We start from the raw sequence: 25,324 nt of genomic DNA, 5'->3' as shown, positions 1-25,324 counted from the left end.
GAGACCGCCGCCCCGAAGGGCGGCGGCTCGCGAAGCGGGATCAGAACGAGTAGGTGACGTTTGCGAAGTACTGGCGGCCCCAGTAGTCGAAGCCGCTGTACAGCAACGCATTGCCGACGGTGCTGTACACACCCTGGGAAATGGTCGGCGGTTCCTTGTCCGCCAGGTTGCGCACGCCGACCGTGGCCGACCACTTGTCCGCTTCGTACTGCACCGAGAACGACTGCAGGAAGTAGTTCGGGGTGTAGATCTTGTACGGCGAGGTGTCCGGCTCGAACAGACCCGGGTTGCGCTCCTCGTAGTACGCGTAGCTGTCCATCTTGTCGATCCAGTCCAGGCCGTAGCGGACCTGCCATTCCTTCCACTTGTAGGCCATGTCGAAGGTGGCGGTGTTCGCCGGGGTGCCCAGCATGCCCGCGTAGTTCACCAGCGGATCGTCCTGGAAGATCTTGCTGGACTGTTCGATGTAGTGGGTGAACTGGGTGGTGGTGCGGAACTCGCCCGGCCCGATGTCACGGACATAACGCAGGGTCAGGTCCACGCCGCGCACCTTGTCGGTGGAGACGTTGATGAAGCCGTTGGTGACCGTCAGCGCGTTGTTCAGCGGGTTGCGGTCGACCAGGCGGCACAGGCCGTTGCCGGCAAGGAAGTCGGCGGTGGCGCTGCCGTAGCATGCGTTCAGGATGCCGGCGCCGCCTGCGGCCTGCACGCCGTTCTCGACCTTGATGTCGAAGTAGTCGGCGGCGAAGGACAGGTCGCCGAAACCGCTGCCGAACTCCGGCTGGATCACCACGCCGAGGGTCTTGGCAGTGGAGGTTTCCGCCTTCAGGCCGGTTTCCGCGCCGCCCTGGGTGATCACGGTCACGCCCTGGGTTGCGATGTAGTCGGCCGGCAGGCCTTCTGCAGCGCAGTTCTGGTAACGGATCGACGACGGATCGCGGTCGCTGTACTCGTTGCAGGGATCGGAGGTGCTGCCCAGGAAGCCGGTGGTGCCGCCCAGGAACTGTTCGTACAGCGCCGGAGCGCGGTAGGACGTGCCGTAGGACGCGCGGAACGACAGCCACTTCACCGGGGTCCACAGGCCGCCGATCTTGTAGGTCTCATCCGACCCGTACGACTCGTAGTCGGTGTAGCGGCCGGACAGGTTGAGGGTCAGCTCTTCGGCAGCGGTGACGCCCGACAGCAGCGGGAATTCCAGTTCGCCGTAGACTTCCGTGACCGAGTCGCTGCCGCGGGTCGGCGCCGCCGAGGTCAGGTTGAACAGGTCGCCGTCGATGGAGTACTGCGACGGGCTGTCGTCGATCTTGGCTTTGCGGTATTCGGCACCGAACGCGCCGCGGACCGTGCCGTGCGGCATGTCGAACAGCGGGCCGTTGACGTTGAAGTTGACCGTGTCTTCCTTGTACATGGTGTTGCCGGTGACCGGCACGAACACCCAGTTCTTCCAGTCCGCCGGCAGGTTGCCGCCGATGGTGTTGGAGTTCAGCGCCGGTGCGGCGATACAGCCGTTCGACGGGTCGACGCAGGAATAGCCGCCGGCACCGTTGGAGACCACGTTCAGGCTCTGCGCCAGGCGGCTGGTCAGGAAGCTCTGGAAGGTGTAGTCGGCGTCATTGTCCGAGTGCATGACATTGAAGTCGTACTTCCAGTCTGCCGTCAGGTTGCCCCGCAGGCCGGCGTTGAAGCGGTAGTAGTCGACGTTCTGCTTGTTCTGGTCGTTGCCGAAGCCGATGAACGCACGCACGCCCATGTTGGCGCCATTGGTCAGGTTGGTCGCCGGGCCGGCCACGCTGTCGCGCAGGTTGGCCGGGATCAGCGGGCTGCCTACGGCATAGTCCAGCGACAGCTGGCGGTAACCGGTCTGGGTCGACTTGCGCTTGTTGCCCAGGAACTCGTAGTACAGCTCGGCGTCACCCAGCACGCCGGTGTCGAAGCCGCCCTGCAGGAACAGGGTGTGGGTCTTGGCCGGCGAGATCAGCGACTGGTTCAGCATCGCGTCGTCGAAGGTGTCGCGGGTATAGGTGTCCACGCCTTCATAACCGACCAGGCCGGTGGTGACGGCCGCGTTCGGACGCCAGCGGTTGAAGCGCGTGCCGGCACCACCCGGGGCGGCAACGCCGGTGCGGGTGTTGGTGCCGATCGTGTTGATGGTCACGCCGCCCGCATCGAGGGTGTAGCACTTGGACTTGCCGGTCAGCGGGTCGATGAAGTCGCCGCTGCCCCAGTAGTCGCCCACGTCGATGTCGCGGTACTTGTCGGTGGCGCAACGGGTCCAGTCGCGGTCGCGCAGGCTCAGGTCGTTACGGGTGTAATACTCGTACGAACCGGAGAAGTGCGAGCGCTCGCCGGTGGTGCCGAACATGATCGAGTAACGGCGCTGGTCACCGCCGCCACCGTCGGTGGCGTTGTGCTGCCCTTCAAAGGAGACGCCGTCGACCTTGGTCTTGGTGACGATGTTGATCACGCCGGCCACGGCGTCGGAGCCGTAGATCGACGAGGCACCGTCCTTCAGGATTTCGATGCGGTCCACGATCGCGTTCGGCAGCACGTTCAGGTCGGCCGAGCCGACCGCGCCACGCGAACCGGCCGGCGCCACGCGGCGGCCATTGAGCAGGATCAGGGTGCGGGTCGGGCCAAGGCCGCGCAGGCCGAGCGTGTTGGCACCGGGGCCGCCGTCGGTGACGTAGCCGCCGTACGCATTGTTGATCTGCGAGCTGCCGGTGGTCACTGCGGTGCTCTGCAGCACGTCGGTGGTGGAGTTGAAGCCGGCGAGCACCGACTCCTGTCGGGTCACGACCTGCACCGGCGACACCGAGTTGAAGGTATCGCGGCCGATGCGCGAACCGGTCACGGTCACGGTGTCGAAGTTCGTGGTGGCCTTGGCCTTCTCGGCGGCGACCTCTTCGGCCGTCTTGGTCGAAGTGGTGTCCTGCGCGAATGCCGGCGCGGCCGCGAACACCATCGCGGTGGCCAGGGCGAAGCTCAGCGGATTCCGGCTGAGCGACTTGCGATTCATCATGTGTGGATCCCCTTGGAACGATCGATTGCGTCAAACACCGGTGACATGGACCAGCAGGCGTCTCCGTGTGCCCTCGGATCAGGTCTTGGCAATGGCTGCCCCCCTGTTCACCAGCTTCACGAGCTGATGATTCGAGGTTAACACGGGCTTAACGCGCCCTGTCAACTGTTCATCAAGAGGTCATAAAGACAAGATAGGCAAAGAGCAGCTTTCGTTCTCATTTGAGCTGCAACATGTTGAAAAGTAATCACTTCATAATGGTTTGTGATGAAACCATTGCCTCCGTACTGTGACGAATGCACGGTTCATTTTTTGGCCGCACCGCACCACGGAATGCGTTCCTGACGCGCCAATGACGTGAAAATCGTTTCCGGGACAGCCCCAGGACAGGGCAGGACAACGGCCTGGCAGCGCAGGGACGCCCTGTATAGTGGCGGGCTGTCCCGTTCGGCTTTTCCGGAGTTCCCGCAGTGAGTGCCAGCCCGTCTCGACGTCCCCATGCCAGCCAGGTGCAGAAGGGCCTGACCCTTCATCCGCGCGTCCGCAACGTGATCGCGGTCGGGTCAGGCAAGGGCGGGGTGGGCAAATCCACCACGGCGGTGAACCTGGCCGTGGCGCTGGCCCGCCTGGGCGCGCGGGTCGGGCTGTTGGATGCCGACATCTACGGCCCCAGCGTGCCGATGATGCTGGGCCTGAGCGGCCGCCCGGAAAGCCCGGACAACAAGTCGATCGAGCCGCTGCGCGCGTTCGGCGTGGAGACCATGTCGATCGGCTACCTGATCGAGGACGAGACGCCGATGATCTGGCGCGGTCCGATGGCGACCTCGGCCATGACCCAGTTCTTCAACGACACCCTCTGGGATGACCTGGACTACCTGCTGATCGACCTGCCGCCCGGTACCGGCGACATCCAGCTGACACTGACCCAGAAGATTCCGCTGGCCGGCGCGGTCATCGTTACCACCCCGCAGGACATCGCCACGCTGGATGCGAAGAAAGCGCTGAAGATGTTCGAAAAGGTCGAGGTGCCGGTGCTGGGCATCGTCGAGAACATGGCCGTGCACACCTGCAGCAACTGCGGCCACATCGAACACCTGTTCGGCGATGGCGGCGGCGAACGCATGGCCGCGCAGTACGGCGTGCCCCTGCTGGGCTCGCTGCCGCTGGATATCGGCATCCGCGAGCAGGGCGATGCCGGCACCCCGATCACCGCCGCCGCGCCGGAGTCGCCGGCAGCGCAGGCTTACCTGCGCGCCGCCGAGCGGCTGGTGGAGGAAGTGGCCAAGCGCCCGCGCGCCAGCATTCCGATCCTGTCCTCGCTGCTCTGATCGCCTAGAATCGCCCATTCCCGCACCCAGGATTCCCCATGAGCATCAAGAGTGACCGTTGGATCCGCCGCATGTCCGAACAGCACGGCATGATCGAGCCGTTCGAAGCCGGCCAGGTCAAGCAGGCCAACGGCCAGCGCATCGTCAGCTACGGCACTTCCAGCTATGGCTACGACGTGCGCTGCTCGCGCGAGTTCAAGGTGTTCACCAACATCAACTCCACCATCGTCGACCCCAAGCACTTCGACCCGGGCAGCTTCGTGGACATCGTGGGCGACGAGTGCATCATCCCGCCCAACAGCTTCGCGCTGGCGCGCACCGTGGAGTACTTCCGCATTCCGCGCGACACCCTGGTGGTGTGCCTGGGCAAGAGCACCTACGCGCGCTGCGGGATCATCGTCAACGTGACCCCGCTGGAGCCGGAGTGGGAAGGCCACGTGACCCTGGAATTCAGCAACACCACGCCGCTGCCGGCGCGCATCTACGCCAACGAAGGCGTCGCCCAGATGCTGTTCTTCCAGGCCGACAGCGACGACATCTGCGAGACCTCGTACAAGGATCGCGGCGGCAAGTACCAGGGCCAGACTGGCGTGACCCTGCCGCGCACCTGACCGGCAGGGCAAATAAAAAAGCGCGGATCTCTCCGCGCTTTTTTTTTGGGGTTATTTCCCGCGTCCGAACAACAACCCGATCCCCACTGCCACCAGGATCACCGGCCACCAGGTAAGGATCAGGCGACCCAGGTTCATGTTGGTCCAGCCCAGGTTGCTGGCCAGCAGGAACAGGCCGACGAGGATCAGGACGATGGCGGCGACAAGGTTGGAGCGCATCAGGGGCAGGGTCCGCTTAGGGCTGGGGCGAATATCCTAGCCGTTCCTTCCACATCGCGACACGCTCCTGCAGCACGGCCGCGTCGAACGGATGGGCCTGGCCATGCCCCCACACCGGCGCCGGCCACGCCGGATCGCCCACATGTCGGCCGACCACGTGGAAGTGCAGCTGCGGCACGATGTTGCCCAGCGTGGCGAAGTTGATCTTCTCGACCCCGTCGGTGCCCTTCAGCGCCCGGCAGCATCGGTTCAATTCCGTACGCAGCTGGTCCTGCTGGTTGCCGTCGAGCTCCAGCCATTCGGTGATGCCGGTCACGCGCGGCACCAGCACCAGCCACGGGAACCGTTCGTCGTTCATCAACCGCACTTGCGACAACGGGCCTTGGTCCACCAGCACACTGTTGGCGGCCAGGCGTGAATCCAGTTCAAAATCGCTCATCCAAGATGCTCCGAGAAGAAGTCCAGGGTGCGTGTCAGCGCCAGCTCGGCGCTGTCCGGATCATACGCATGTCCGACGCTGCGGTTAAAGGCGTGGTCGGCCGGATAGACGAAGGTGGCCATCTTGGGCAGCTTCTCGCGGTGGGCCTGGATGGCCTCGGGCGGAATGCTCTTGTCCTGCGCGCCGAAGTGGAACATGACCGGGGCCTTGGGCGTCTCATCCAGGAACTGCACGTTGCGCGCGCCGTAGTAGCTGACCGACGGCAGGCCCAGTCGCATGGCCGAGAGCAGCGCGATGCTGCCGCCCCAGCAGTAGCCCACGGTGCCGACCTTGCCGGCCGGCGCCAGCCGCGAGGCGGCCGCGCGGACCACTTCCAGCGCCTTCTCCACGCCCAGCGCATTGACGTGTTCCAACCCCTGCTTCACCCCGTCCGGGTCATAGGGCAGGGCATCCGGGTCGGAATCCGCCCCGTCGACCAGGTCGAAGAAGGAGGGGGCAAGCACCGCGTAGCCCTTCGCAGCGAAGCCCTCGGCCACCTCGCGGATGTGCGCGTTGGTGCCGAAGATCTCCTGGATGACCACCAGGCCCCCGCGGGGCTTGCCCTCCGGCGTGGCCTGCCAGGCCCGGACCGGACCGTGATGCGTATCAAGCGTGACCCACTCACCCATTGCCAGACTCCTGTTGGTTCAGGCGTTCATTATCGGCGTGCTGCAGGTTAGCGGGGTGTCGCGGGCATGCACGGATTGGCGGTTGGCGTTGCCCGGGCAGCCGGTGCATTCAGGGCTCGAGCCACAACGCCGGTATACTTGCCGCCGTTTCCGGCCCCAGGTCCCCGCGCCATTCCGGCGTGGGCCCAGGCCCCCAGAGTCCCGCGATCCATGTCCCAGCTGAACCCCAAAGTCGGCTTCGTCAGCCTTGGCTGCCCGAAGGCCCTCGTCGATTCCGAGCGCATCCTCACCCAGCTGCGGGCCGAGGGCTACGACATCGTTCCTTCCTACGATTCGGCCGACGTGGTGGTGGTCAACACCTGCGGCTTCATCGATTCGGCGGTGACCGAGTCGCTGGATGCGATCGGCGAGGCGATGAACGCCAACGGCAAGGTGATCGTCACAGGCTGCCTGGGCAAGCGCCCGGAAGAGATCCGCAAGGCCTACCCGGACGTGCTGGCGGTCTCCGGCCCGCAGGACTACACAAGCGTGATGGAGGCGGTGCACGCCGCGCTGCCGCCCAAGCATGACCCGTTCGTGGACCTGGTCCCGGACTACGGCATCAAGCTGACCCCGCGCCACTACGCCTACCTGAAGATTTCCGAGGGCTGCAACCATCATTGCAGCTTCTGCATCATTCCCTCGATGCGCGGCAAGCTGGTCTCGCGCCCGGTCGATGAGGTGCTGCGTGAAGCCGAGCGGCTGGTGCGTGGCGGCGTGAAGGAACTGCTGGTGGTGTCGCAGGACACCTCGGCCTACGGCGTGGACGTCAAGTACGCCGAGCGCATGTGGCGCGACAAGGCCTACCAGACCCGCATGAAGTCGCTGTGCGAAGGCTTGTCCGAGCTCGATGCGTGGACCCGCATGCACTACGTGTACCCGTACCCGCACGTGGATGACGTGGTCCCGCTGATGGCCGAAAACCGGATCCTGCCGTACCTGGACATCCCGTTCCAGCACGCCAGCCCGCGCATCCTCAAGCTGATGAAGCGCCCGGGTGCGGTCGACAAGACCCTGGAACGCGTGCAGCGCTGGCGCCAGCTGTGCCCGGATATCACCGTGCGCTCGACCTTCATCGTCGGCTTCCCCGGCGAGACCGAAGCCGAGTTTGAAGAACTGCTGTCATTCCTGGATGAGGCACAGCTGGATCGCGTGGGCGCGTTCGCGTATTCGCCGGTCACCGGCGCCACCGCCAACGACCTGCCCGGCGCGGTGCCCGAAGAAGTGAAGCAGGAGCGCCTGGCGCGCTTCATGGCCCGCCAGGCCGACATTTCCGCTGCGCGCCTGGAAGCCAAGATCGGCACGGTGCAGCAGTGCCTGGTCGATGCGATCGAAGACGGCATCGCGGTGGCCCGTTCCAAGGCCGATGCGCCGGAGATCGACGGCCTGGTGCATATCCAGAACGCCGATGAAGCCAGGCTGCGCGTGGGCCAGTTCGTGGACGTGGAAATCACCGAGAGCGACGACCACGACCTCTACGGCGACGCGTTGATCGACGAGAGTGCGGCAAAGAAACTGCTCGACCTCAAGGTGCTGTGACCGACGCGGCCGCCCCCGGGGCGGTCGGCCGCCGGCGTTTCATCGCGCCGGCGCGCGCCGACGTGGATCGGGCTAGCTTCGCCCATCCGCTGTTCGCCGCGTTCGCGGATTACCAGGGCCTGCTGGTGGCCGCCGACTGGCCAACCATTTCCGCGTTGAACCGGCAGCTCGCTTTATCGGGAAAGCAGCTGGTGGCGCAGGACGACGAACTGCTGGCCGACGGCCTGCACTACGAACAACGCATCGCACGCGGGCGGATCGCCACGCGGCCGTGCAACTGGCATGACCTGTTCAATGCACTGGTGTGGGCGCGCTACCCGGCAGTGAAGATCGCGCTCAATGCGCGCCAATGCCAGGACATCGGGCGCCACCCGCCCGGCCAGCGCACCCGCGCGCAGGCCGCGCTGACCCAGTTCGACGAAACCGGCGTGATCGTGCGGGTGCGCGATGCGTCGTTGCTGCACGCCTGGGATCACCACGACTGGCAGGCGCTGTTCGTCGACGGCGCGGCGCAGTGGCGTAGCGGCGACATCGCCGTGTCTGCCGTGTTCGGCCATGCGTTGATGGAACAGGCGCTGCTGCCTTCGCGATTGCTGGTGGGTAAATGTGTGGTGGTGCAGGGCGATGATGATGCGCTGGTGGTGCAGCAGGTAGCGCAGGCGATCGCGCGTGCCGACGTGCTCAATGACCCGCTGGAGCTGCGTCCGCTCCCGTTGATGGGGATCCCCGGTTGGCATGCCGATCAGGACCACGCGTTCTATCAGCGGATCGAGTATTTCCGGCCAGCCCGAGCGGGCAGGGTGTACCCCTTAACCGTCCGGTAGCGCACTGGAAGCAACCTCAAACGCGCTCTTCGCCGACGTTCATGCCACCATCGAACGCGGCATGTTCCACGGCAGTCGATCGGGATGCGACCCTACCAGCCGTGCATGCACGGGTAGGGTTGGTTCCCAAACAACCGCCCGTAACGGTTCAACGCCCGGTAACGCATTGCAACCAACGTCGTAACCGCCTTCGTATCATCCGCCCGGATACTCCACCGCCAGGATCGCAAACCCGGTCCGCCCGCTCGGCAGTTCCACCTCGAACTCATCATCCACGCGCTTCTTCAATAACGCACGCGCCAACGGCGAATCGATGCTGATCCACCCGGCACCCGCATCGGTCTCGTCCGGGCCCACGATGCGATACCGGCTGACATCGCCGCTGTCCACGTTCTCCAGCTCCACCCACGCGCCGAAGAACACCGCCTGCGGGTCGGTCGGCACGGTATCCACCACCCGCAGCGACTCCAGCCGTTTGGTCAGGTAACGCACGCGCCGGTCAATCTCGCCCAGCTGCTTCTTGCGGTAGGTGTACTCGGCATTCTCTGAGCGGTCGCCCTCCGCCGCGGCCGCGGCCAATGCTTTGACCACCTCCGGCCGGCGCACGCGCCACAGCTCGTCCAGCTCGCTCTTCAACCGCTGGTGGCCCTGTGCGGTGATCAGGGCCGTGCTCTTTTCCGCAGGGGGACGCCAACGCGACATCGGTCAGCGCTTGCCCCCGAAAATGCCGCCCAGGATGCCGCGCACGATCTGGTTGCCCAGCTTGGTGCCCATGGTGCGGGTAGTCTGCTTGGCCATCGTTTCGATCATGCCCTGGCGGCGCTTGGTGCCGAAGATCGCATCCTTGATCGACTGGCCGAAGCCGCCTTCCTGCTGCTCATCCTGCTCACGGGTACGCGCCTTGGGCGCGTCGGGCTGTTCCACCACCTTGGCCGCGCGCTGGGCCAGCAGCTCCGCTGCCGATTCGCGGTTCACTGCGGTGTCGTAGCGGCTGCCGACCGGGCTGCCGGCGCGTACCTGCGCACGCTCGGCCTCGGTGATCGCGCCCATCCGGCAGCGCGGCGGGGCGATCCGGGTCTGCTGCACGGGGGAGGGGATGCCTTTGTCCTGCAGCGTGGACACCAGCGCCTCGCCGGTACCCAGCTGGGAAAGGGCCGCCACCACGTCCAGCTTCGGGTTCGGCACGAAGGTTTCGGCGGCGATCTTCACCGCCTTCTGGTCGCGCGGGGTGAACGCCCGCAGCGCGTGCTGCACGCGGTTGCCCAGCTGGCCCAGGATGTTGGCTGGCACGTCGTCGGGGAACTGCGAGCACAAGTACACGCCCACGCCCTTGGAGCGGATCAGCCGCACCACCTGCTCGATGCGCTGCACCAGCGCGGCCGGCGCGTCGTCGAACAGCAGGTGCGCCTCGTCGAAGATGAAGACCAGCTTGGGCTTGTCCAGGTCGCCCACCTCCGGCAGCGTCTCGAACAGCTCCGACAGCAGCCACAGCAGGAAGGTCGAGTACAGGCGCGGCTTGAGCACCAGCTGGTCGGCGGCCAGGATGCCGATCACGCCGCGGCCGTCGTGATTGACCCGCATCAGGTCCGCCAGCTCCAGCGCCGGCTCGCCAAAGAAGGATTCACCGCCGTCCTGCGACAGCCGCAGCAGCGAACGCTGGATCGCCGCCACCGTCTGCGCGCTGACCAGGCCATATTCGGTGGAGATGTCCTTGCGCTCGTCGGCCACCAGGCCGAGCAGGGCACGCAGGTCGTCCAGGTCGAGCAGCAGCAGGCCACGGTCGTCGGCCAGCTTGAACACGATGTCCAGCACCCCCGACTGGGTGTCGTTGAGCTCCAGGATGCGCGCCAGCAGGGTCGGGCCCATTTCGCTCACCGTAGTGCGCACCGGGTGGCCCAGCTTGCCGTACAGGTCCCAGAAGATCGTGGGGCTGCCGGCCGGCGCGTAATCGGCCACGCCGATCTCCTTCGCGCGCTGCAGCAGCGCCTCGGTGCCTGCGCCGGGCACGGCCAGGCCGGAGACATCGCCCTTGACGTCCGCCAGGAACACCGGGACGCCGATGCGCGAAAAGCCTTCGGCCAGGGTCATCAGGGTCACGGTCTTGCCCGTGCCCGTCGCCCCGGCCACCAGGCCATGGCGGTTGCCCAGTTTCGGTTGCAGGGTGACGGGGACATCGTCGGTAATGCCTTTGCCGAGGAGGATCGGATCCATGGTCAACTCGCTCTGTGGACGGGCTATGTGAATGGGCAGGATTCTAAACGTCGGCGGGTATCGGCCACCTGACCGGGTTGCCCCGATGCGAGTGGCACGGCTACTCTGCCCTGTCTTTTGCCCACAGTGCCAAAAATGCCCGTTCCTGTCCTGCTTGCCCGTGGTTGGCCGTTGTTGGCGCTCGCTTCCCTGCTGTCGTTCGTCCCCGAGGCCCATGCCCAGCGGGTCTCCGCCCGTGACAAGGTCAAGGTCGAAGCCCTGGAGCAGCGCATGGCCGCGGCCGAAAAGCGCTATGCCGATGCGCTGGTGCTGGTCAACAACGCCGACCCCAAGGGCAAGAACGAGGGCGATGCCGCGCTGGAGGACATGGAAGATGTCATCAGCGCCTGCATTGCGCAGAAGGGGTGCCAGGTCAGCAACCTGCTGGTGACCTACAAGCGCCTGCTGAAGAACAACGCCGACGCGCGCGATGGTGACGACAGCGATGCGATCGCCGTCGATGGCGGCCTGCTGGAGGCCGACCCGGACCATGTGGGCCCGCTGACCGCCGACGTGCCCGAAGCGGCGCGTGCCGCCGCGCTGCTCAACGACAAGCGCCATGCCTTCGACAGCATGGTCGAATACAACCCGGCCGTTCAGGCCGGCATCCGCCGCTGGCTGACCGACATGCGCCCGGCGTTGATGAACTCCTACGAGAATTACCAGAGCCTGCGCGCGGTGATGTGGCCGGAGTGGGAAAAGCGCGGCCTGCCCGAGGCGCTGCTGTTCGGGATCATGGCCAAGGAGTCCAACGGTCGCGTACACGCGTCCTCCCGCGCCGGCGCTGCCGGGCTGATGCAGTTCATGCCGGCCACCGGCCGCCGCTTCGGGCTGGGCCCGGACGGCACCGGCTTCGACACCCGCTTCGACGCGCGCAGCGCCGCCGAGGCCAGTGCCAATTACCTCAATGAGCGCATGCGCGAGCTTAACAACAACGTGGAGCTGTCGCTGGCCGGCTACAACGGTGGCGAAGGCCGTGCCGGGCGGGTGTATCGCCAGAACGTGGGGCAGAGCTTCTGGGTGGACAGCGTCTACAACCAGTTCCCGGCCGAAACCAAGGACTACGTGCCGATGGTGATCGCCGCCGCGTGGATCTACCTGCACCCGCAGCAGTACGGCGTGGACTTCCCCAAGGTCAGTGCGCAGCCGGCCACCATCCGCCTGGCCAAGTCCACCACCATCTATGAGCTGACCATCTGCCTGGGCAGCACTGGCACCCGCGACGGCTACATGCGCGCGCTGCGCAACCTCAACCCGCGCTATGAAGCCGACGGCTGGATCCCGGCCGGCACGCTGATCAACGCCACCACCCGCATTGCCGGGCTGTACAACCGCTACTGCGTCAGCGGTCCGCGCGCGGACCTGGCGCGCACGCTGATCACCGCCGATCTCAATGCGGCCATCGTCCGTCCGACCGTGGCCAGCTACACCGGCAACGTGGCGGTGGGCAGCGTGGTGCCGGTGGCCGGCCTGCAGGCCAGCACCCCGGTGGCCACCGCCCCGGCTGCGCCGGTGGCAGTACCGGCGCCCAAGCCGAAGGCCAAGCCGGTGCGCAGCCACAAGGTGGGCAAGGGTGAGACCCTGGGCCGGATCGCCGACAAGTTCGATTGCGATGTGCGTGAGCTGGCCAAGGCCAATGGGCTCAAGGCGCCCGCGTATGCGTTGCGCCAAGGCCAGTCGATCAAGCTGCAGGGCTGCGGTAAATAACTTCCGGGGAACACTGATGGATATCACCGCAATCAACGAGATGTTCGCCAACATCCGTGAAAACACCGACTGGGACCTCAACGGAAACCTGGTGTGGGGTTACTTCTTCGTCAACACCACGCCGGAGCCGCTGCACGGGCTGGCCAGGGTGCTGGAAGGGGAGGGCTACACCGTGGTCGAGGTGTTCGAGCCGGAGCTGGAAGAAGGCGAAGCGGAGTACCACGTGCTGCACGTGGAGCGGGTGGAAACCCACAGCGAAGCGTCGCTGGACAAGCGCAACCACGAGCTGCAGGCGCTGGCCGAAGCCAACGGGGTCGAGGATTACGACGGGATGGATGTAGGGCCCGTCGAGTTCGCGCACGATCCGGGTAATGCTTGAAAAAAAACGCCCCGTGGAAACGGGGCGTTTTTCATTGCGCCTGGGGTATAGAGCCACGCCCTGCGTGGCTGCCCTCAACGAAGGGTGGCCAATGCCTGGCCCAGCTGCACGGCATGCTCGGCATCCAGGTGCGGGGCGAAATCGGCCACGCCCGGCGGCAGCAGCACGATCACCGTCGAGCCGTAATTGAAGCGCGCCATCTCGGCAAACCGTTCCAGGGTGATGCCCTTGCCACGGTAATCCTTGCGGGTGATGGTGTCGCCATAGGCCGGAATCTCTTCGCCACCCCACACCGTCTCCACGCCCGACACCAGCAGCGCGCCCACCATCACCTGCACCATCGGGCCGAAGTCGGTGTCGAAATGGCAGACCAGCCGCTCGTTGCGGGCGAACAGCCCCGGGACGCTGTTGACTGCCGCCGGGCCCACGCTGAACAGGCGGCCCGGCACGTGCACGGTTTCGCGCAGGGTGCCGGTCCACGGCATGTGCACGCGGTGGTAGTCCTTCGGCGACAGGTAGACGGTGGCGAACAGGCCGTGGTGGAACACCTCGGCGTCGGCTGCATCGCCCAGCAGCTCGGCGGCGGTGAACGACTGGCCCTTGGCCTGGAAGATGCGGCCGTCCTCAATGGCGCCCAGCTGGCTGATCCGGCCGTCGGCCGGCATCACCAGGGTGCGGGCGCCGGCGTCGGGCACGCGCGCGCCGGGCTTCAGGGCGCGGGTGAAGAACTGGTTGAAGGTCGGATAACTGCGCGGGTCGGGATTGGCCGCCTCGGCCAGGTTCACCCCGAACTTTTCGGTCACCGTGTCGATCAGCCAGCGCGAGATCCGCGGGTTGCTGGAATACGCCAGGCGCCGCGCCATCGACGACAGCAGGCGGTGGGGCAGGACGTAGCTCAGCGTGGTGGTCAGGCTCATGGGGCGGATTTCTCGGTCAACAGGTTCAGGTCGCGGGCAATGGCCTGCGGGTTGAAAGGGGGGCGGATCAGGCCGGCCAGCCTGCCGTCCGGGTCCAGCACGGCCAGGCTGGCCGAATGTTCCAGGGTGTAGTCCTGCGGGTTTTCTTCAAAGCCCTTGCCCGGCACCTTCTGGAACACGAAGCCCAGCGCAGTGGCAAAGCGCTCCAGCGAAGGCACGTCGGCGGTGGCCGCCAGGGTGTCCTTGTGGAAGGCATGCACGTATTCGCCCAGGCGTGCCGGGGTGTCGCGCTCGGGGTCCACCGAGACGAACACCAGGCGCGGCCGCAGGCTCTCGGGCAGGGTTTCCCACTGTTTCTGGGCCTGGGCCAGGTCGGCCAGGGTGGTCGGGCAGATGTCGGGGCAGGACAGGAAGCCCAGGAACACCAGGGTCCAGTGGCCCTTGAGCTCGCCGGGAATCAGCCGGGTACCGTCGGACTGGCCCAGGTTGAAGTCCGGCAACGGACGCGGCTGCGGGTAGAAGGTGATCGACTCGGTGGCCGGGCGGTTGCCGGCCGGTTTGGGCGCGAACACCTTCTGGGCGACGACCAGGCCGAGCCCGGCGGCCAGCGCGATGAGCAGGATGATGCCGACATTGCGATTGAACATGAAAGGCCCGTACCCGAAGGGGCCTCCATGATAGGGGATGGGGGGCGGCGGTTTCCGTTTCCGCTGCAACGGATGCCGTGCTGCGCCGCAGCGCCTATAATCTGGGGCCACTTTGTCTGTTGCCCTGCCATGACCGCCGAAACGGCCGCCGAACTCCATACGATCATCGACCTGATCCGCTACGGCACCAGCCGTTTCAACGCCGCCGGGCTGACCTTCGGGCACAGCTACGACAACGCCCTGGACGAAGCCACCCAGCTGGTCCTGCACGCGCTGCACCTGCCGCACGACCTGGGCCCGGCCTATGGCGCCGCCCGCGTGCTCGCATCGGAGAAAGCCGAGGTGCTGGCCCTGTTCGAGCGCCGCATCAGCGAGCGCCTGCCGGCCGCCTACCTGACCGGTGAAGCCTGGTTCGCCGGCCTGAGCTTCAAGAGCGACCGCCGTGCCCTGGTGCCGCGCTCGCCGATCGCCGAGCTGATCGAAACCGGCTTCGAGCCGTGGCTGGCCGGCCGTGACGTACACCGCGCGCTGGACCTGTGCACCGGTTCGGGCTGCATCGCCATCGCCATGGGCCACTATTACCCGAACTGGGAAGTGGACGGCGTGGACCTCAGCGATGAGGCCCTGTCGCTGGCTGAAGAGAACAAGGAACGCCTGCAGGCGCACAACGTCACCCTGCTCAAGTCGGACCTGTTCAACGGCCTCACCGGCCGCCACTACGACCTGATCGTGACCAACCCGCCGTACGTCACCAACGACGAAACCGACGCGCTGCCGAAGGAATACTCGTACGAGCCCGAAATGGGCCTGCGTGCCGGCGACGACGGCCTGGACCTGGTACTGAAGATCCTGCGCGACGCCCCGCTGCACCTGAGCGAAGACGGCCTGCTGATCTGCGAAGTGGGCGAATCCGAACAGCACCTGGTCAAGCTGCTGCCGGAAGTCGATTTTGCGTGGGTTGAATTCAAGGTCGGCCAGATGGGCATCTTCGCGGTCGAGTGCCGCGAGCTGATCGCCCACAGCGCCCGCATCACCGAACTGGCAGCGCAGCGGCCGTGAGTTCCAATACCTTCGGCAAGCTGCTTTCGGTCACCACCTTCGGCGAATCGCACGGTCCGGCGATCGGCTGCGTGATCGACGGCTGCCCGCCGGGGCTGGAGATCAGTGCCGACGAATTCGCCCACGACCTGCAGCGCCGCGCCACCGGCAAGAGCCGGCACACCTCGGCGCGGCGCGAGGCCGATGAGGTCGAAATCCTCTCGGGCGTGTACGAGGGCCGCACCACCGGTACGCCCATTGCGCTGCTGATCCGCAACACCGACCAGCGCAGCAAGGATTACAGCAACATCGCCCAGCAGTTCCGCCCGGGCCATGCCGACTACAGCTACTGGCAGAAGTACGGCATCCGCGACCCGCGCGGTGGCGGCCGCTCGTCCGCGCGTGAAACCACCATGCGCGTGGCCGCCGGCGTGATTGCGAAGAAGTGGCTGCTGCAGCGCTTCGGGGTGACCGTGCGCGGTTACCTGTCGCAGCTGGGCGAGATCACCCCGACCGGCCATGACTGGTCGGCGGTGGAAGACAACCCGTTCTTCTGGCCGGTGGCCGAACAGGTCCCCGCGCTGGAAAGCTACATGGACGCGCTGCGCAAGTCCGGCGATTCGGTCGGCGCGCGGGTCAACGTGGTGGCCGATGGCGTGCCGCCGGGCTGGGGCGAGCCGATCTACGGCAAGCTCGATGGCGAACTCGCCTCGGCGCTGATGAGCATCAACGCGGTCAAGGGCGTGGAGATCGGCGACGGCTTTGCCAGCGCCGCCCAGAAGGGCACCGAACACCGTGACCTGATCACTCCCGAAGGCTTCGCCAGCAATCATGCCGGCGGCATCCTCGGCGGCATTTCCACCGGCCAGCAGGTCACCGCCTCGATCGTGCTCAAGCCCACCTCCAGCCTGCGCCTGCCCGGCGCCACGGTGGATGCCAGCGGTGCGGCCGTCGATGTGATCACCACCGGCCGCCATGATCCGTGCGTCGGCATCCGCGCCACGCCCATCGCCGAGGCGATGGTGGCGCTGGTACTGATGGACCAGGCGCTGCGCCACCGCGCCCAGTGCGGTGACGTGGGCGAGATCGCGCCACGCATTCCCGGCTCCATCGATGGCTGAGACGCGCCCCCGGGTCTGGGTCAGCCAACCGCTGTTCGATGACGTCATCGAACAGCTCGGGCAGCATGTCGAGCTCGCGATGACCCACGAGGTCACCCGCTACACGCCCGCGATGCTGGCCGACCAGCTGGCCCGGGTCGATGGCGCGCTGATCACCCTCAACGAACGCATCGGCCCGGCCGAGATCGCCAACGCGCCGCAGCTGCGCGCGATCGCCAACGTCGGCGTGGGGTACAACAACCTGGATGTAAGTGCGCTCAGCGCGGCCGGCATCCTGGCCAGCAACACCCCGGATGTGCTTACCGAAACCACCGCCGACCTCGGGTTCGCGCTGCTGATGGCCACCGCGCGGCGCATCACCGAATCCGAACGCTGGCTGCGCGACGGCCAGTGGGGCCAGTGGTCGTTCCAGACCATGCTCGGGGCCGATATCCATGGCAGCACGCTGGGCATCCTGGGCATGGGCCGCATCGGGCAGGGTATTGCCCGCCGTGGCGCGCTCGGCTTCGGCATGCGCGTGCTGTACCACAACCGCTCGCGCCTGCCCGAGGCCACCGAAGCCGAGGTGGGCGCGCAGTATGTCGAGCTGGACACGCTGCTGGCGCAGGCCGACCACCTGGTGCTCGTGCTGCCGTACAGCCCGTCCTCGCACCACATCATCGACGCCGCCGCACTGGCGAAGATGAAGCCCAGCGCCACCCTGGTGAACATCGCCCGTGGCGGCATCGTCGACGAACTGGCCCTGGCCGATGCACTGGCCCAGGGCCGGCTGGCCGCCGCCGGGCTGGACGTATTCGAAGGCGAACCGACGGTGCGCCCCGAATTGCTGGCCCTGCACAACATCGTGCTTACCCCGCATATCGGCAGCGCCAGCCAGGCCACGCGCCGGGCGATGGTGCAGCTGGCCGTGGACAACCTGCTGGCCGCGCTCGGCCTGGGCGCGAACGCCGGCAACCCGCCGAGCGCGATCAACGCAGATGCCGTGGCTGCCAAAAAAATCGACGACGCAAAACGATAGGGAATCTCCGCGCCTGTTGCGCGAGGTTCCCCGAGCCCAATCCGCGTTCCCGAATATTCCGGTAGGTACCGACCGTTGGCCGGTACTCCCCATCACGGTTGAAGAGGTTCCCATGAGCAATCAAGATCGTCGCTTCCACGTCGCAGTCGTCGGTGCCACCGGCGCCGTCGGCGAAACCATGCTGGCCATCCTGGCTGAACGCAATTTCCCGATCGCCACCCTGAGCCTGCTCGCTTCCTCGCGTTCGGCCGGTGGCGACATCGAATTCGACGGCAAGAAGATCAAGGTCCAGGACCTGGCCACGTTCGACCCGAACGGCGTGGATATCGCGCTGTTCTCCGCAGGTGGCAGCGTCTCCAAGGAGTTCGGCCCGAAGTTCGCCGCCGCCGGTGCGGTGGTGATCGACAACTCCTCGGCCTTCCGTTACGACGATGACGTGCCGCTGGTGGTGTCCGAAGTGAACCCCGAGGCGCTGAAGAACCGCCCGCGCGGCATCATCGCCAACCCGAACTGCTCGACCATGCAGATGCTGGTCGCGCTGGCTCCGCTGCACCGCCAGTACGGTATCCAGCGCATCAACGTGGCCACCTACCAGTCGGTCTCCGGCGGTGGTCGCTCGGCGCTGGAAGAACTGGGCAAGCAGACCGGCCAGCTGCTCAGCTTCCAGGAGATCGACCCGCAGCGCTTCCCGGTGCAGATCGCCTTCAACCTGATCCCGCACATCGACGACTTCCAGGACAACGGCTTCACCAAGGAAGAAATGAAGCTGGTCTGGGAAACCCGCAAGATCCTCGGCGATGACAGCATCCTGGTGAACCCCACCGCGGTGCGCGTGCCGGTGTTCTACGGCCACTCCGAAGCGGTCACCATCGAAACCCGCGACAAGGTGACGCCGGATGCAGCACGCGAGCTGCTGTCGCGTTCGCCCGGCGTGGAAGTGGTCGACAAGCACGAAGCCGGCGGTTACCCGACCCCGGTCACCCACGCATCGGGCACCGATGCAGTGTATGTGGGCCGCATCCGTGAAGACCTGTCGCACCCGCGCGGCCTGAACCTGTGGATCGTGTCGGACAACATCCGCAAGGGTGCCGCGCTCAATGCGGTGCAGCTGGCCGAGCTGGTGGCAGCGGAAGGCTGAGATGGAGGTGCCACGCAGGGCGTGGTACCTGCCACGTCCTTCGTGGCTGTATTGGTCGGGAATCGCTATATTGCCCGCATGAAGAACCGGGTTCCGGGCGCATCGCGCCCGCTCAAGTATGTCTCGACCCTGCTGCTGGCCCTGGCCAGCAGCTCCGCCATGGCCCTCGGGCTGGGCGACATCCGGGTGCTGTCCAAGCCCGGGCAACCCCTGCTGGCGGAGATCCCGGTCATTTCGGCCGATCCGGCCGAGCTCGAGAACCTGCGCGTTGCGCTGGCCTCGCCGGTGACCTTTGCGCGCGTCGGGCTGGAACGCCCGACCGGGCTGGTGAGCGAACTGCAGTTCGAACTGACCCGCGACGCCAACGGCCGTGCCGTGGTGCGGGTGAGCTCGCAGGCGCCGGTGACCACGCCGTCGCTCAACTTCCTGATTGAAGCCGACTGGGGGCAGGGCCGCCTGGTCCGCGAGTATTCGGCGCTGGTCGATGCGCCGGACAGTGCGTTGGCCGTGGCCGAACCGGAGATCGTCGCGCCGGCCGGTGCGATGTCCAACGCCATCGTGCGCGAGCCCGAACCTGCACCGGTGCAGGCGCCGGTAGCGCAGGCCGAGCCCACGCCGTCGCGCACCGCGCCGGTTCCCGCACGGCCCGCCGCCCCATCGCGCTCCGCTCCGTCCGCGACGCCGGCGGCCACGGCCGCTGATGGCAGCATCACCGTGCAGCGGGGCCAGACCCTGTCGCAGATTGCCGGCAGCGTGGCCCGCGAGCAGGGCATCAGCCGCGACCAGGCAATGATCGCCCTGTTGCGTGCCAATCCCGACGCCTTCATCCGTGGCAACGTCAACCTGCTCAAGCAGGGCGCCGTGCTGCGCAGCGCGGGGACCGACGCTCCGGTCGATGCCGCCCAGGCCGCCGCCATGGTGCGCGAGCACGCGGCGCAATGGCGCCAGTCGCGGTCGGCCATTCCGCAGCCGGTCGCCAGTGGCGTCGCAGCCGCGCCGGCCGCCGCGGCTGCGCCTGCGTCGGCGGCTCCCGCGGCCGCCGCGGGTGGACGCCTGGAGATCGCCCCGGCGGTCGCCGCTACCGACAACAACGCAGGTACAACCACCGGCACCGCTGCCGGCAGCGAGGGTGACATGCTGGGCAACGAACAACTGCGGCAGGCCAAGGAAGACGTGGCTACCCGCGATGCCGAGATCCAGGAGCTGCGCAACCGCGTGGCCGAACTCGAGAAGCTCAAGCAGCAGCAGGCCTCGCTGATTGCCATGAAAGACACGGACCTGGCCGCCGCGCAGCAGCGCCTGGGCGAAGCCCCGGCCACGCGCGAAGCGGGCAGTGGCGGCTGGGCCTGGCTGGGGTTGGCGGTGCTGCTTTTGATCGTGGCCGGTTGGGCCGTGGCGCGTCGGCGCAAGCCGTCGCCGCTGCCGCCGCTGCGCCGCGAGGGACTGGATGCAGCCAGCCTGGCCGCTGCCGTTCCCGCCGCCGATTACGTGGACGAACTGGCGGCCCAGCAGGACGTGGCCGCTGACGAGCCCGACCTGCGCGATGCGCCGGATTACGTGCTGGCCGAGCCGGATGTGCTCGACGCGGGGCGACGCGAGCCGGTGTTCACCCTGGAGCCGCAGCCGGGCCGCCCGGTGCAGGACGCCGAGGAGACGGTTGCCCCCCCGGTGGTGCTGGCTACATCGGTTGCCGCCGAGGACGTCGTTCCGCCGCATGCGCTCGAAGCGGCGGCGCAGCCGTCCTATCGTGGCGTGTTCGAATTCCCCGAGGACGCTGCTGCGGCGGCCGAAGCCCCCGCGCCGGTCCACCACGACCCGGCCCCGCTCGGTGCACCCGGTCGCGACCGCCTTGAACTGGCCATCGCCTACCTCGACCTGGGCGATGCCGAAACCGCCCGCATCCTGCTGATGGAGGTTGCCCAGGCGGGCGACCCGCACAGCCAGCAGCAGGCGCACGAGCTGCTGTCGCGGCTCGGATGAGCCGCGTCGGCCGCCCTCCCGCATTTGAAGTGAAGTCCTGAACATGCGTTACGCATTGGGCGTGGAATACGACGGCAGCGAGTTCAAGGGCTGGCAGCAGCTCGGTGAGAGCGGCTGCCCCAGCGTGCAGGCCAGCCTGCAGGACGCCCTTTCATCGGTGGCCGCTGCGCCGATCCAGGTGGTCTGTGCCGGGCGCACCGATGCCGGCGTGCACGGCGAATGCCAAGTGGTGCACTTCGAGACCGATGTGGCGCGTGATCCGCGCGGCTGGACCCTGGGCACCACCACCCGGCTGCCACGCTCGATCGCGGTGCGCTGGTGCGTACCGGTGGCCGATGACTTCCACGCGCGCTTCTCCGCCCGCGCCCGGCGTTACCGCTACCGGCTGCTCAACCGGCAGATCCGCCCGGCACTGCACCGGCAGACCCTGAGCTGGGAGCGCCGGCCGCTCGATGCCGCGCTGATGCACCAGGCCGGGCAGGCCCTGCTCGGCGAGAACGACTTCAGCGCCTTCCGCAGCGCCCAGTGCGAGGCGCTGCACGCCCGCCGCGAGCTGCAGGCGATCAGCGTGACCCGCCAGGGCGAGATCGTGGAGGTCTGCGTTCAGGCCAATGCATTCCTTCATCACATGGTGCGCAATATCGTCGGCTCATTGATCCTGATTGGCTGTGGGGAAAAGCCGGTGTCGTGGATGGCCGAGCTGCTGGCCGGCCAGGACCGCACCGTGGCCGGCCCGACCGCACCGCCGCAGGGCCTTGTATTCGTTGGCCCGTTGTACCCCGACAACTGGCACCTGCCCGCCGAGGTCACCCTATGAGCCGCTCCTTCTACCGCACCCGCATCAAGTTCTGCGGCATGACCCGCGCCGGCGACGTGCGCCTGGCCGGCGAACTGGGCGTGGATGCGGTCGGCTTCATCTTCGCCCGGGAAAGCAAGCGCCGCGTGGCCCCGGCCGAAGCCCGCGCCATGCGCCAGGCGATCGCGCCGATGGTCGACGTGGTCGCGCTGTTCCGCGACAACACCAAGGAAGAAGTGCGTGAAGTGCTGCGCACCGTGCGGCCGACCCTGCTGCAGTTCCACGGCGACGAAGACGAATCGTTCTGCCGCAGCTTCAACATGCCGTACCTGAAGGCGGTGGCCATGGGCGGCCGTGAAGAGGTCAATGCCCGCCAGCTGCAGCTGCGCTACCCCAGCGCGGCCGGCTTCCTGTTCGACAGCCACGCCCCGGGCGGCGGTGGCGGCACCGGCGTGGCCTTCGACTGGACCCGCCTGCCGACCGGCCTGCACCGCCCGTTCCTGCTGGCCGGCGGCATCACCCCGGACAACGTGTTCGACGCCATCGTGGCCACCCTGCCGTGGGGCGTGGACGTCTCCAGCGGTATTGAAAGCGAGCCGGGCATCAAGGACGGCTACAAGATGCGCAAATTCGTCGAAGAAGTCCGCCGCGCGGACTGTCACGAAGCGGATTAGCGCTCAGGCGCCAATCCGCGGTAGCTCCCGACCGTTGGTCGGGAGACCTTCTGCGTCGGAAACGCCTATGTGCGTATCCGCCGATTTCACGTAGCATCGACAGGACAGGACGCGGCCAGGCCGGCGCGTAGTCGCGGGAGGCCGGAGTGTCTCCTGCAGGACGCCGCGGGGGCGGCACCGATGCAGGGAAGTAGTGGAATGGCGGAATTTCTCACTGTCGCGCTTACGTTTCCCACGCTGCCTTACAGCATCGTGCTGGCGTTCGCCATGGTCTATTGGCTGTTGGCCGCCTGTGGGGTGGTGGACGACGGTATCGGCGGCGACGGCGTGGACCTTGAGCTGGGCGATGACGGCCTGCACGGCCTTTCCGGCATGTTCGCCCGGCTTGGCCTCGGCGGCGCCCCGGTCATGCTGGTAATCGCGCTGCTGGCCTTCTTCGGCTGGACCGCCACCTATTTCGTCCACCTCTTCCTGCTGCAGCCGCTGCCGGCGCCGATGCGCTGGCTGGCCGGCAGCGCCACTGCGGTGTTGGCGCTGGTGCCGGCGGTACCGGTCACTGCCTGGCTGCTGCGCCCGATCCGTCGCCTGCTCCTGCGGCTGCGCCCGGTGCCGCAGCGGTCGCTGCTCGGCCGGGTCGGGGTGGTCGCCTCGCCGCAGGTCACCGGCGAGGCCGGCCATGCCACCGTCGACGACGGCGGTGCCGGACTCATCCTGCAGGTGCGCGTGCGCGACGGTCTGCCGCTGCCGCGCGGCGAGCGCATCGTCCTGCTCGACTACCTGCCCGAGACCAACCACTACCTGGTGGCCCGTGAACACGGGCACCCCGCGCTTTCGTTCCAAGACAGCCTGATTCCGGGCGATAAGGAGATCCACCGATGAGTTTTGCGACCATGGCCCCCTTCCTGATCGGGGTGGGCGCCCTGCTGGTGCTGATGCTTGGCCTGGCCGGCCTGTTCAAGGCGTTCTACCGCAAGGTGGACCAGGGCGTGGCCCTGATCGTCAACGACATGAGCGCCCAGCCCAAGGTGCATTTCACCGGCGCCCTGATCATTCCCGTGCTGTACCGCGCCGAGCTGATGCGGATCAGCCTGATCACCCTGCAGATCGACCGCCGTGGCAAGGAAGGCCTGATCTGCCGCGACAACATGCGCGCCGACATCGCGGTGGCGTTCTACCTGCGGGTCAATGAAACCCAGGCCGATGTGCTGCGCGTGGCCAAGGCCATTGGCGCCGACCGCGCCTCGGACAAGCATGCGGTCGATGAACTGTTCAATGCCAAGTTCTCCGAAGCGCTGAAGACGGTGGGCAAGAAGTTCGAGTTCACCGAACTGTTCGAGAAGCGCCAGGAGTTCCGCGACGAGATCATCGCGGTGATCGGCAACGACCTCAACGGCTATGCGCTGGAAGACGTCGCCATCGATTACCTGGAGCAGACCCCCAAGCTGCTGCTGGACCAGAACAACATCCTGGATGCGCAGGGCATCCGCAAGATCACCGAGCTCACCGCCGCGCAGAACGTGGTGACCAACGAGCTGGAACAGAACGAAAAGCTCGCCATCACCAAGAAAAACGTGGAAGCACGTGAAGCGCTGCTGGCGCTGGAACGCCAGCAGGCCGAGGCCGAAGCCCGCCAGAAGCGCGAGATTGAAACCATCCAGGCCCGCGAGCAGGCGGAAACCGCGAAGGTGCAGGAAGAGCAGCGCCAGCTGTCCGAACAGGCCCGCATCGAAGCGCAGGAAGTCATCGAAATCCGCGAGCAGAACCGCATGCGCGAGGTCGAGGTGGCCGAACAGAACCGCCAGCGTGCCGTCGCCATCGAAGCCGAACGGGTCGAACGTGCGCGCCAGCTGGAACAGGTCACCACCCAGCGCGAAGTGCAGCTGCAGGGCGTGGAGCGGGACAAGGTGGTCGAGTCCGGCAAGATGGACGTGGCCAACATCACCCGTGAGCGCATCGCCATCGACAAGACCGTGGCGCAGGAAGAAGAGCGCATCAAGGAAGTGCGTGAAGTCTCCGAGGCCGATCGCCAGAAGCAGGTGCTGATCCTGGAGGCCGAAGCCAAGGCGCAGGAACTGATGGTGCGCCAGGTCAAGGAAGCCCAGGCGGCCGAGACCTCGGCCAAGCACCGCGCGGTGGAGATCACCACGCTGGCCCAGGCCGAACACGAAGCCGCAGGCAAGCAGGCCGAAGCCAAGCGCCTGCTGGCCGACGGTACCCGCGCCGAACAGGCCGCACCGGGCCTGGCCGAAGCGCAGGTGCGTGAAGCGTCCGCGCTGGCCATCGAAAAGGTGGGTATCGCCGAGGCCCGCGTGATCGAGGCCAAGGCCGAAGCGAGCCTCAAGCAGGGCACCAACGACGCCCGCGTGCTGGCCGAGACCCTGCAGGCGCAGGCCCAGGGCGAAGAGCAGATGGGTCGTGCCCGCGCCAGCGCCACCGAATCGGTGGGCGGCGCCGAAGCGGGCGTGGTGCAGAAGAAGCTGCTGGCCGAGGCCGAAGGCCTGGTGCGCAAGTTCGAGGCCATCGCGTCGCTGAGCGATACCGCGCGCGGCCACGAAGAGTTCCGCATGATGCTCGACAACAGCCTCAAGCAGGCCCTGGCCTCGATCGAAGCGGGCAAGGAAGTCTCGCGCGAGAACGCCGGCGTCATCGCCAGCGCGCTGCGCAATGCCGACATCGACCTGGTAGGGGGCGACGGTGGCATGTTCGAGAACCTGATCAAGGCGGTGTCGCTGGGCAAGTCGATCGAAGGGCTGGCCGGCAAGAGCCCGATCGTGCAGGACCTCATGCAGCGCTACCTGGGCGTCGCGCCGCGCGAGGACAGCCCGCGCAAGATCGAAGACCAGCACCTGGCCGAGGTCGAAACCGTGTCGGCCACCGTGGTCGACGCCCGCTGAGCCCCCGATGGCGCGCCGCGCGCGCGCCGTCGACGCCCTCTCACTGGCCGGCCTGTCCGGCCGGTTGTCCGTGAGCCGG

The 25,324-nt window shown here is 67.0% G+C and carries 23 protein-coding genes; 15 read left to right on the top strand and 8 right to left on the bottom strand.

Going from position 1 to position 25,324, the window contains the following annotated elements; all coding sequences use genetic code 11:
• Positions 1 to 40: 40 nt before the first annotated feature.
• Entirely contained in the window at positions 41 to 3,019 is a 2,979-nt protein-coding gene (locus BAY15_RS13385; RefSeq protein ID WP_068853488.1) for a TonB-dependent receptor plug domain-containing protein, read from the bottom strand.
• A gap of 470 nt (positions 3,020 to 3,489) precedes the next feature.
• On the opposite strand from BAY15_RS13385, the gene apbC reads away from it, so the two are divergent.
• Positions 3,490 to 4,347 (top strand): iron-sulfur cluster carrier protein ApbC, encoded by an 858-nt coding sequence (gene apbC / locus BAY15_RS13380; RefSeq protein WP_068853486.1) that lies wholly within the window; start codon positions 3,490 to 3,492, stop codon positions 4,345 to 4,347.
• Between the two features lie 38 nt (positions 4,348 to 4,385).
• Entirely contained in the window at positions 4,386 to 4,958 is a 573-nt protein-coding gene (gene dcd, locus BAY15_RS13375; protein WP_068853484.1) for a dCTP deaminase, read from the top strand.
• 51 nt (positions 4,959 to 5,009) lie between these two features.
• Here the strand turns inward: dcd and BAY15_RS19395 are convergent, their stop codons facing one another.
• From BAY15_RS19395 to BAY15_RS13365, 3 genes are read right to left on the bottom strand one after another with little or no spacing between them, the layout of a single operon-like run.
• The gene (locus BAY15_RS19395; RefSeq protein WP_093533394.1) at positions 5,010 to 5,177 is read right to left on the bottom strand and encodes a LiaI-LiaF-like domain-containing protein; all 168 of its coding nucleotides are present in this window, start codon (positions 5,175 to 5,177) and stop codon (positions 5,010 to 5,012) included.
• A gap of 16 nt (positions 5,178 to 5,193) precedes the next feature.
• Positions 5,194 to 5,616: an HIT domain-containing protein gene (locus BAY15_RS13370; RefSeq protein WP_068853482.1), complete on the bottom strand. Its 423-nt coding sequence runs from the start codon at positions 5,614 to 5,616 to the stop codon at positions 5,194 to 5,196.
• Positions 5,613 to 6,284, bottom strand: a complete 672-nt coding sequence (locus BAY15_RS13365; RefSeq protein ID WP_068853480.1) for a dienelactone hydrolase family protein — start codon at positions 6,282 to 6,284, stop codon at positions 5,613 to 5,615. Before BAY15_RS13365 ends, BAY15_RS13370 begins: the two co-directional genes overlap by 4 nt.
• Before the next feature lie 210 nt (positions 6,285 to 6,494).
• Here BAY15_RS13365 and rimO point away from each other — a divergent pair, with 210 nt between their 5' ends.
• Positions 6,495 to 7,862 carry a 30S ribosomal protein S12 methylthiotransferase RimO gene (rimO, locus tag BAY15_RS13360; protein ID WP_068853478.1) on the top strand — a complete coding sequence of 456 codons (1,368 nt, stop codon included), beginning with the start codon at positions 6,495 to 6,497 and terminating at the stop codon, positions 7,860 to 7,862.
• Positions 7,859 to 8,686, top strand: coding sequence for a DUF3025 domain-containing protein (locus BAY15_RS13355; protein WP_068853477.1), 828 nt, complete (start codon positions 7,859 to 7,861; stop codon positions 8,684 to 8,686). Before rimO ends, BAY15_RS13355 begins: the two co-directional genes overlap by 4 nt.
• Positions 8,687 to 8,881: 195 nt before the next feature.
• On the opposite strand, the gene greB is transcribed toward BAY15_RS13355, so the two are convergent.
• Both greB and BAY15_RS13345 read right to left on the bottom strand, forming a co-directional pair.
• Entirely contained in the window at positions 8,882 to 9,388 is a 507-nt protein-coding gene (gene greB, locus BAY15_RS13350; RefSeq protein WP_068853474.1) for a transcription elongation factor GreB, read from the bottom strand.
• Positions 9,389 to 9,391: 3 nt separating this feature from the next.
• Entirely contained in the window at positions 9,392 to 10,897 is a 1,506-nt protein-coding gene (locus BAY15_RS13345; RefSeq protein ID WP_068853471.1) for a helicase HerA-like domain-containing protein, read from the bottom strand.
• A 135-nt stretch (positions 10,898 to 11,032) separates the two neighbouring features.
• Here BAY15_RS13345 and BAY15_RS13340 point away from each other — a divergent pair, with 135 nt between their 5' ends.
• Both BAY15_RS13340 and BAY15_RS13335 read left to right on the top strand, forming a co-directional pair.
• A complete protein-coding gene (locus BAY15_RS13340) occupies positions 11,033 to 12,643 on the top strand; it encodes a transglycosylase SLT domain-containing protein (protein WP_068853469.1) in 1,611 nt (536 codons plus the stop codon).
• Positions 12,644 to 12,659: 16 nt separating this feature from the next.
• Positions 12,660 to 13,022, top strand: coding sequence for a ribonuclease E inhibitor RraB (locus BAY15_RS13335; protein ID WP_068853467.1), 363 nt, complete (start codon positions 12,660 to 12,662; stop codon positions 13,020 to 13,022).
• A gap of 74 nt (positions 13,023 to 13,096) precedes the next feature.
• Here BAY15_RS13335 and asd read toward each other — a convergent pair whose 3' ends face one another.
• Entirely contained in the window at positions 13,097 to 13,939 is an 843-nt protein-coding gene (asd, locus tag BAY15_RS13330; protein WP_068853465.1) for an archaetidylserine decarboxylase, read from the bottom strand.
• Entirely contained in the window at positions 13,936 to 14,586 is a 651-nt protein-coding gene (locus BAY15_RS13325) for an SCO family protein (RefSeq protein ID WP_068853463.1), read from the bottom strand. The genes asd and BAY15_RS13325 overlap by 4 nt, the downstream gene beginning before the upstream one ends.
• A gap of 129 nt (positions 14,587 to 14,715) precedes the next feature.
• On the opposite strand from BAY15_RS13325, the gene prmB reads away from it, so the two are divergent.
• The 9 genes from prmB (at position 14,716) to BAY15_RS13280 (ending at position 25,245) form a co-directional block, all read left to right on the top strand.
• Positions 14,716 to 15,645 carry a 50S ribosomal protein L3 N(5)-glutamine methyltransferase gene (prmB, locus tag BAY15_RS13320; RefSeq protein ID WP_068853461.1) on the top strand — a complete coding sequence of 310 codons (930 nt, stop codon included), beginning with the start codon at positions 14,716 to 14,718 and terminating at the stop codon, positions 15,643 to 15,645.
• A complete protein-coding gene (gene aroC, locus BAY15_RS13315; RefSeq protein ID WP_068853459.1) occupies positions 15,642 to 16,745 on the top strand; it encodes a chorismate synthase in 1,104 nt (367 codons plus the stop codon). Before prmB ends, aroC begins: the two co-directional genes overlap by 4 nt.
• Positions 16,738 to 17,763: a 2-hydroxyacid dehydrogenase gene (locus BAY15_RS13310; protein WP_068853457.1), complete on the top strand. Its 1,026-nt coding sequence runs from the start codon at positions 16,738 to 16,740 to the stop codon at positions 17,761 to 17,763. Before aroC ends, BAY15_RS13310 begins: the two co-directional genes overlap by 8 nt.
• Positions 17,764 to 17,875: 112 nt before the next feature.
• Positions 17,876 to 18,901, top strand: coding sequence for an aspartate-semialdehyde dehydrogenase (locus BAY15_RS13305; protein WP_068853455.1), 1,026 nt, complete (start codon positions 17,876 to 17,878; stop codon positions 18,899 to 18,901).
• A 78-nt stretch (positions 18,902 to 18,979) separates the two neighbouring features.
• Complete coding sequence (locus BAY15_RS13300; protein WP_068853453.1) at positions 18,980 to 20,881, top strand: type IV pilus assembly protein FimV; 1,902 nt, start codon at positions 18,980 to 18,982, stop codon at positions 20,879 to 20,881.
• 43 nt (positions 20,882 to 20,924) lie between these two features.
• Positions 20,925 to 21,698 (top strand): tRNA pseudouridine(38-40) synthase TruA, encoded by a 774-nt coding sequence (gene truA, locus BAY15_RS13295; RefSeq protein WP_068853450.1) that lies wholly within the window; start codon positions 20,925 to 20,927, stop codon positions 21,696 to 21,698.
• Entirely contained in the window at positions 21,695 to 22,351 is a 657-nt protein-coding gene (locus BAY15_RS13290; protein WP_068853448.1) for a phosphoribosylanthranilate isomerase, read from the top strand. Before truA ends, BAY15_RS13290 begins: the two co-directional genes overlap by 4 nt.
• A gap of 198 nt (positions 22,352 to 22,549) precedes the next feature.
• On the top strand, positions 22,550 to 23,230 hold the full coding sequence (locus BAY15_RS13285; RefSeq protein WP_068853446.1) for a hypothetical protein: 681 nt from the start codon (positions 22,550 to 22,552) through the stop codon (positions 23,228 to 23,230).
• Positions 23,227 to 25,245, top strand: a complete 2,019-nt coding sequence (locus BAY15_RS13280) for a hypothetical protein (protein ID WP_068853444.1) — start codon at positions 23,227 to 23,229, stop codon at positions 25,243 to 25,245. The genes BAY15_RS13285 and BAY15_RS13280 overlap by 4 nt, the downstream gene beginning before the upstream one ends.
• Positions 25,246 to 25,324: the final 79 nt, after the last annotated feature.

This window comes from Stenotrophomonas rhizophila, assembly GCF_001704155.1.
Classification (GTDB): Bacteria; Pseudomonadota; Gammaproteobacteria; order Xanthomonadales; family Xanthomonadaceae; genus Stenotrophomonas; species Stenotrophomonas rhizophila_A.
Note: the sequence above shows the minus strand (reverse complement) of the source record. Positions and strands in the feature narration are given on the sequence as shown.

Coding starts and splice junctions, on each gene's coding strand:
- BAY15_RS13385 (WP_068853488.1), bottom strand. CDS start 3,019: ATGATGAATCGCAAGTCGCTCAGCCGGAATCCGCTGAGCTTCGCCCTG.
- dcd (WP_068853484.1), top strand. CDS start 4,386: ATGAGCATCAAGAGTGACCGTTGGATCCGCCGCATGTCCGAACAGCAC.
- BAY15_RS19395 (WP_093533394.1), bottom strand. CDS start 5,177: ATGCGCTCCAACCTTGTCGCCGCCATCGTCCTGATCCTCGTCGGCCTG.
- BAY15_RS13370 (WP_068853482.1), bottom strand. CDS start 5,616: ATGAGCGATTTTGAACTGGATTCACGCCTGGCCGCCAACAGTGTGCTG.
- BAY15_RS13365 (WP_068853480.1), bottom strand. CDS start 6,284: ATGGGTGAGTGGGTCACGCTTGATACGCATCACGGTCCGGTCCGGGCC.
- rimO (WP_068853478.1), top strand. CDS start 6,495: ATGTCCCAGCTGAACCCCAAAGTCGGCTTCGTCAGCCTTGGCTGCCCG.
- greB (WP_068853474.1), bottom strand. CDS start 9,388: ATGTCGCGTTGGCGTCCCCCTGCGGAAAAGAGCACGGCCCTGATCACC.
- BAY15_RS13345 (WP_068853471.1), bottom strand. CDS start 10,897: ATGGATCCGATCCTCCTCGGCAAAGGCATTACCGACGATGTCCCCGTC.
- BAY15_RS13340 (WP_068853469.1), top strand. CDS start 11,033: ATGCCCGTTCCTGTCCTGCTTGCCCGTGGTTGGCCGTTGTTGGCGCTC.
- BAY15_RS13335 (WP_068853467.1), top strand. CDS start 12,660: ATGGATATCACCGCAATCAACGAGATGTTCGCCAACATCCGTGAAAAC.
- asd (WP_068853465.1), bottom strand. CDS start 13,939: ATGAGCCTGACCACCACGCTGAGCTACGTCCTGCCCCACCGCCTGCTG.
- BAY15_RS13325 (WP_068853463.1), bottom strand. CDS start 14,586: ATGTTCAATCGCAATGTCGGCATCATCCTGCTCATCGCGCTGGCCGCC.
- prmB (WP_068853461.1), top strand. CDS start 14,716: ATGACCGCCGAAACGGCCGCCGAACTCCATACGATCATCGACCTGATC.
- BAY15_RS13310 (WP_068853457.1), top strand. CDS start 16,738: ATGGCTGAGACGCGCCCCCGGGTCTGGGTCAGCCAACCGCTGTTCGAT.
- BAY15_RS13305 (WP_068853455.1), top strand. CDS start 17,876: ATGAGCAATCAAGATCGTCGCTTCCACGTCGCAGTCGTCGGTGCCACC.
- BAY15_RS13300 (WP_068853453.1), top strand. CDS start 18,980: ATGAAGAACCGGGTTCCGGGCGCATCGCGCCCGCTCAAGTATGTCTCG.
- truA (WP_068853450.1), top strand. CDS start 20,925: ATGCGTTACGCATTGGGCGTGGAATACGACGGCAGCGAGTTCAAGGGC.
- BAY15_RS13290 (WP_068853448.1), top strand. CDS start 21,695: ATGAGCCGCTCCTTCTACCGCACCCGCATCAAGTTCTGCGGCATGACC.
- BAY15_RS13285 (WP_068853446.1), top strand. CDS start 22,550: ATGGCGGAATTTCTCACTGTCGCGCTTACGTTTCCCACGCTGCCTTAC.
- BAY15_RS13280 (WP_068853444.1), top strand. CDS start 23,227: ATGAGTTTTGCGACCATGGCCCCCTTCCTGATCGGGGTGGGCGCCCTG.